The sequence below is a fragment of the Streptomyces sp. NRRL B-24572 genome (assembly GCF_002156145.1).
GTDB classification, from domain to species: Bacteria; Actinomycetota; Actinomycetes; order Streptomycetales; family Streptomycetaceae; genus Streptomyces; species Streptomyces vietnamensis.
The window spans coordinates 1-5,958 of sequence record NZ_MWIG01000095.1; the positions used below are offsets into that span (position 1 = coordinate 1).

2 protein-coding genes are annotated in these 5,958 nt (G+C 70.1%); one reads left to right on the plus strand and one right to left on the minus strand.

Annotated elements, in window-relative coordinates; all coding sequences use genetic code 11:
* Nucleotides 1-59 precede the first annotated feature (59 nt).
* On the minus strand, nt 60-614 hold the full coding sequence (locus CCN56_RS06165) for a DJ-1/PfpI family protein (RefSeq protein ID WP_086824364.1): 555 nt from the start codon (nt 612-614) through the stop codon (nt 60-62).
* Nucleotides 615-1,044: 430 nt separating this feature from the next.
* Here CCN56_RS06165 and CCN56_RS06170 point away from each other — a divergent pair, with 430 nt between their 5' ends.
* On the plus strand, nt 1,045-5,931 hold the full coding sequence (locus CCN56_RS06170; protein ID WP_086824366.1) for an NAD-glutamate dehydrogenase: 4,887 nt from the start codon (nt 1,045-1,047) through the stop codon (nt 5,929-5,931).
* The last annotated feature ends 27 nt before the right edge of the window (nt 5,932-5,958 follow it).

Below are 5,958 nucleotides of genomic sequence, written 5' to 3' on the forward strand. Positions count from 1 at the left end.
TCGAGCAGGGGGGACCCCCTCGCCCCTTGCGGAGCGCCTGCCCACAACCGGGCGGCGTGCTAGCCCTTCGCGCGCAGGACCTTCAGGAATTCGCGCATCCAGGTGGGGTGGTCCGGCCAGGCTCGGGAGGAGACCAGGAGGCCGTCCACGACCGCCGCGCTGTCCTGGAAGGTCGCACCGGCCGACTGCATGTCGAGTTCCAGGGCCGGGTAGGCCGTGACGCGGCGGCCCTCGAGGCTGCCGATCGCCGCCGTCAGGAGCGGGCCGTGACAGATCTGGGCCACCGGCTTGTCCGCGTCGAAGAAGGCCTTGAGGATCTTGCGGAGCTCCGGGTCGTTGCGCAGGTACTCCGGCGCCCGGCCGCCCGGGATCACCACCGCCACGTACGCGCCCGGGTCGACCTCCGAGAAGGCCAGGTCGGCGGGCCAGGTGTAGCCCGGCTTCTCCGTGTACGTGTCGTAACCCGGCTCGAAGTCGTGGACGACGAAGCGGAGCGTCTTGCGGGCCGGGGCCGCGATGTCGACCTCGTAGCCCTCCTCGAGGAGGCGCTGGTAGGGGTACATCACCTCCAGCGACTCCGCCGCGTCCCCGGTCACGATCAGGATCTTCGCCATGGCTCTCCCAGATCACAGATGGTCGGTCTGTCGTGCTGTGCCCATGCTTGCGCACACGCTGCCCCTGGCGGGGTGGTTTGCCAAGAGGACACGTGTCGCTGTCCATATCGTCAAACTTCCCCCGTTCTTTTGTACGCATACGGCTCATGACGGTTCGGGGGTCATGAGCGATAGGCTTTTGCCGTGATCAGCGCGATACGCCATGGGGGCAGTGGAGCCCCCGGCTGCCGTCCGGTCCGCGACAGCGGCCGGACCGACCGTGCGTTCGCCGATCCCCTCCGCCCGGGCGTGCCGCACTTCGTGGCCGGTTTCGGTCCGGGCTTCTCTCATTCGGGCATAACGTCTCCTTCGACCGGAATCACCGCGTCGTGGCGTTGTGCCCTTTCTTCCACCGACGTCACGCAACGGCGCGCGACAGGAGTCAGAGGACATGCAGACCAAGCTGGACGAAGCAAAGGCCGAGCTGCTCGAGAGGGCCGCTCGGGTAGCTGAGCACAGCCCGGTCGGGGGGCGACTTCCGACGGGCCCGGAGGGCGCGGGGGAGCGCCCGGACCGGGACACCGTGCTCGACTACCTCCAGCGCTACTACCTGCACACCGCGCCCGAGGACCTCGCCGACCGCGACCCGGTCGACGTGTTCGGTGCCGCTCTCTCTCACCACCGCCTCGCGGAGAACCGTCCGCAGGGCACCGCGAACGTGCGCGTCCACACCCCGACGGTGGAGGAGAACGGCTGGACCAGCAGCCACTCCGTCGTCGAGGTCGTCACCGACGACATGCCCTTCCTCGTCGACTCGGTCACCAACGAGCTGTCCCGCCAGGGCCGCGGCATCCACGTCGTGATCCACCCGCAGGTCCTCGTCCGCCGTGACGTCGCCGGGAAGCTCATCGAGGTCCTGTCGGCGCAGATCCACGGCGAGCTGCCGCACGACGCGCTCACCGAGTCCTGGATCCACGTCGAGATCGACCGCGAGACCGACAAGGCCGACCTCAAGCAGATCACCAACGACCTGCTGCGCGTCCTGTCCGACGTCCGCGAGACGGTCGAGGACTGGGAGAAGATGCGCGATGCCGCCCTGCGCATCGCCGACGGCCTCGCCGACGAGCCCACCGCCTCCGACCTGCGGCCGACCGAGGTGGAGGAGGCCCGCGAGCTGCTGCGCTGGCTCGCCGACGACCACTTCACCTTCCTCGGCTACCGCGAGTACGAGCTGATCAACGGCGACGCCCTGTCCGCCGTGCCCGGCACGGGACTCGGCATCCTGCGCTCCGACCCGCAGCACGGCGCCGACGACCAGGGCCACCACGCCCACCCCGTCTCGCCCTCCTTCAGCCGGCTGCCCGCCGACGCCCGCGCCAAGGCGCGCGAGCACAAGCTGCTGATCCTGACGAAGGCCAACAGCCGGGCGACCGTGCACCGCCCCTCGTACCTCGACTACGTCGGCGTGAAGAAGTTCGACGCCGACGGCAACGTCATCGGCGAGCGCCGCTTCCTCGGCCTCTTCTCCTCCGCCGCCTACACCGAGTCCGTCCGCCGGGTCCCCGTCGTCAAGCGCAAGGTCCAGGAGGTCCTCGCGGGCGCCGGCTTCTCGCCGAACAGCCACGACGGCCGCGACCTGCTCCAGATCCTGGAGACCTACCCGCGCGACGAGCTCTTCCAGACCCCGAGCGACCAGCTGCAGTCCATCGTCACCAGCGTCCTGTACCTCCAGGAGCGGCGCCGGCTGCGGCTCTACCTGCGCCAGGACGAGTACGGCCGCTACTACTCGGCCCTCGTCTACCTGCCGCGCGACCGCTACACGACCCGCGTCCGGCTGCGGATCATCGACATCCTGAAGGAGGAGCTCGACGGCACCAGCGTCGACTTCACCGCCTGGAACACCGAGTCGATCCTCTCCCGCCTGCACTTCGTCGTCCGCGTCAAGCCCGGCACCGAGCTGGCGAAGCTCACCGACGCCGATGTCGACCGCATCGAGGCCCGGCTCGTCGAGGCCGCCCGCTCCTGGGCCGACGGTTTCGGCGAGGCGCTCAACGCCGAGCTCGGCGAGGAGCGCGCCGCCGAACTCCTCCGCCGCTACGGCAACGCCTTCCCCGAGGGCTACAAGGCCGACCACTCGCCGCGCGCGGCCGTCGCCGACCTGTGCCACCTGGAGGCCCTCGCCGGCAGCAGCAAGGACTTCGCGCTCTCCCTGTACGAGCCCGTCGCCTCCGGCGCCGGCGAGCGCCGCTTCAAGATCTACAAGACCGGCGCCGAGATCTCCCTCTCCGCCGTCCTGCCGGTCCTCAACCGGCTCGGCGTCGAGGTGACCGACGAGCGCCCGTACGAGCTGCGCCTCGCCGACCGGACCAACGTCTGGATCTACGACTTCGGCCTGCGGATGCCCACGCAGAGCGGGAACGGCGGCGACTACCTCGGCGACGACGCCCGCGAGCGCTTCCAGGAGGCCTTCGCCGCCACCTGGACCGGCCAGGCCGAGAACGACAACTTCAACTCGCTCGTCCTCTCCGCCGGGCTCACCTGGCGCGAGGCGATGGTGCTGCGCGCCTACGCCAAGTACCTGCGCCAGGCCGGTGCGACCTTCAGCCAGGACTACATGGAGGACACCCTCCGCAACAACGTCCACACCACCCGGCTGCTCGTCAACCTCTTCGAGGCCCGCATGGCCCCGGAGCGCCAGCGTGCCGGCACCGAGCTGATCGACGCGCTCCTCGAGGAGCTCGACGCCGCCCTCGACCAGGTCGCGAGCCTGGACGAGGACCGGATCCTGCGGTCCTTCCTCACCGTCATCAAGGCGACGCTGCGGACGAACTTCTTCCAGACCACGGCCGAGGGCAAGCCGCACGCCTACGTGTCGATGAAGTTCGACCCGCAGGCCATCCCGGACCTGCCGGCCCCGCGCCCGGCCTTCGAGATCTGGGTGTACTCCCCGCGCGTCGAGGGCGTCCACCTGCGCTTCGGCAAGGTCGCCCGAGGCGGCCTGCGCTGGTCCGACCGCCGTGAGGACTTCCGTACCGAGATCCTCGGCCTGGTCAAGGCGCAGATGGTGAAGAACACCGTCATCGTGCCGGTCGGCGCCAAGGGCGGCTTCGTCGCCAAGCAGCTCCCGGACCCGTCCGTGGACCGCGACGCCTGGCTGGCCGAGGGCATCGCCTCGTACAAGACCTTCATCTCGGCGCTGCTCGACATCACCGACAACCTGGTCGCGGGCGAGGTCGTGCCGCCGGTCGACGTGGTCCGCCACGACGAGGACGACACGTACCTCGTGGTCGCCGCCGACAAGGGCACCGCGACCTTCTCCGACATCGCCAACGGCGTCGCGGAGTCGTACGGCTTCTGGCTCGGCGACGCCTTCGCCTCCGGCGGCTCCGCCGGCTACGACCACAAGGGCATGGGCATCACCGCCCGCGGCGCCTGGGAGTCCGTCAAGCGGCACTTCCGCGAGCTGGGCCACGACACCCAGACCGAGGACTTCACCGTCGTCGGCGTCGGCGACATGTCCGGCGACGTCTTCGGCAACGGCATGCTGCTCTCCGAGCACATCCGCCTGGTCGCCGCCTTCGACCACCGCCACATCTTCATCGACCCGAACCCGGACGCGGCCACCTCGTACGCCGAGCGCCGCCGGCTCTTCGACTTGCCGCGCTCCTCGTGGGCGGACTACGACACCTCGCTGCTCTCGGCGGGTGGCGGCATCCACCCCCGCAGCGCCAAGTCCATCCCGGTCAACGCGCAGATGCGGGCCGCCCTCGGCATCGAGGACGGCGTCACCAAGATGACCCCGGCCGAGCTGATGAAGTCGATCCTGCAGTCGCCCGTCGACCTGCTGTGGAACGGCGGCATCGGCACGTACGTGAAGTCCTCGGCCGAGTCCAACGCCGACGTCGGCGACAAGGCCAACGACGCCATCCGCGTCGACGGCCAGGACGTCCGCGCCCAGGTCATCGGCGAGGGCGGCAACCTCGGCGCGACCCAGCTGGGCCGCATCGAGTTCGCCCGCGCCGGCGGCCCCGAGGGCCAGGGCGGCAAGGTCAACACCGACGCCATCGACAACAGCGCCGGCGTCGACACCTCCGACCACGAGGTCAACATCAAGATCCTGCTCAACGGGCTCGTCGCCGAGGGCGACATGACCGTCAAGCAGCGCAACAAGATCCTCGCCGAGATGACGGACGAGGTCGGCCGGCTCGTCCTGCGCAACAACTACGCGCAGAACACCGCCTTGGCCAACGCCGTCGCCCAGTCGCCGTCCCTGCTCCACGCCCACCAGCGGTTCATGCGCCGCCTGGGCCGCGACGGGGCCCTCGACCGCTCCCTGGAGTTCCTGCCCAACGACCGGCAGATCCGCGAGCTCCTCAACAACGGTCGGGGCCTGTCCCAGCCCGAGCTCGCCGTCCTCCTCGCGTACACCAAGATCACGGTGGCCGACGAGCTGATCGGTACGGAGCTGCCGGACGACCCGTACCTGCGAGGGCTGCTCCACGCGTACTTCCCGACGCTGCTGCGTGAGAAGTTCACCGAGGCCGTCGACAACCACGCCCTGCGCCGCGAGATCATCACCACGGTCCTGGTCAACGACACCGTCAACACCGGTGGCTCGACCTTCCTGCACCGCCTCCGCGAGGAGTCCGGCGCGTCGATCGAGGAGATCGTCCGCGCGCAGACCGCCGCCCGGGTCGTCTTCCGCCTCGGCCAGGTCTGGGACGCCGTCGAGGCCCTCGACAACGTGGTGCCGGCCGACGTCCAGACCCGGATGCGGCTGCACTCCCGCCGGCTCGTCGAGCGCGGCACCCGCTGGCTGCTCAACAACCGGCCGCAGCCGCTCCAGCTCACCGAGACCATCGAGTTCTTCGCCGACCGCGTCGAGGAGGTCTGGGCGCAGCTGCCGCAGCTGCTGCGCGGCGCGGACCTGGAGTGGTACCAGTCGATCCTGGACGAGCTGACCGAGGTCGGCGTGCCGGAGGAGCTCGCGCTCCGCGTCGCCGGCTTCTCCTCCGCCTTCCCGACGCTCGACATCGTCGCGATCGCGGACCGCATGGGCAAGGAGCCGCTCGCGGTCGCCGAGGTCTACTACNNCCGCGCCTCGATCCGCGAGGACCTCTTCGCGGCGCACGCGGCGCTGACCGCCGACGTCCTGACGGTCGGCAACGGCACGACGAGCCCCGAGGAGCGGTTCAAGGTCTGGGAGGAGAAGAACGCGGCGATCCTGGGCCGCGCGCGGACGACCCTGGAGGAGATCCAGGGCTCGGACACCTTCGACCTGGCGAACCTGTCGGTGGCGATGCGGACGATGCGGACGCTGCTCCGTTCGCACAGCTAGTCGCGTGACGGGAGGGGCCCCGCCGGG

Coding starts and splice junctions, on each gene's coding strand:
- CCN56_RS06165 (WP_086824364.1), bottom strand. CDS start 614: ATGGCGAAGATCCTGATCGTGACCGGGGACGCGGCGGAGTCGCTGGAG.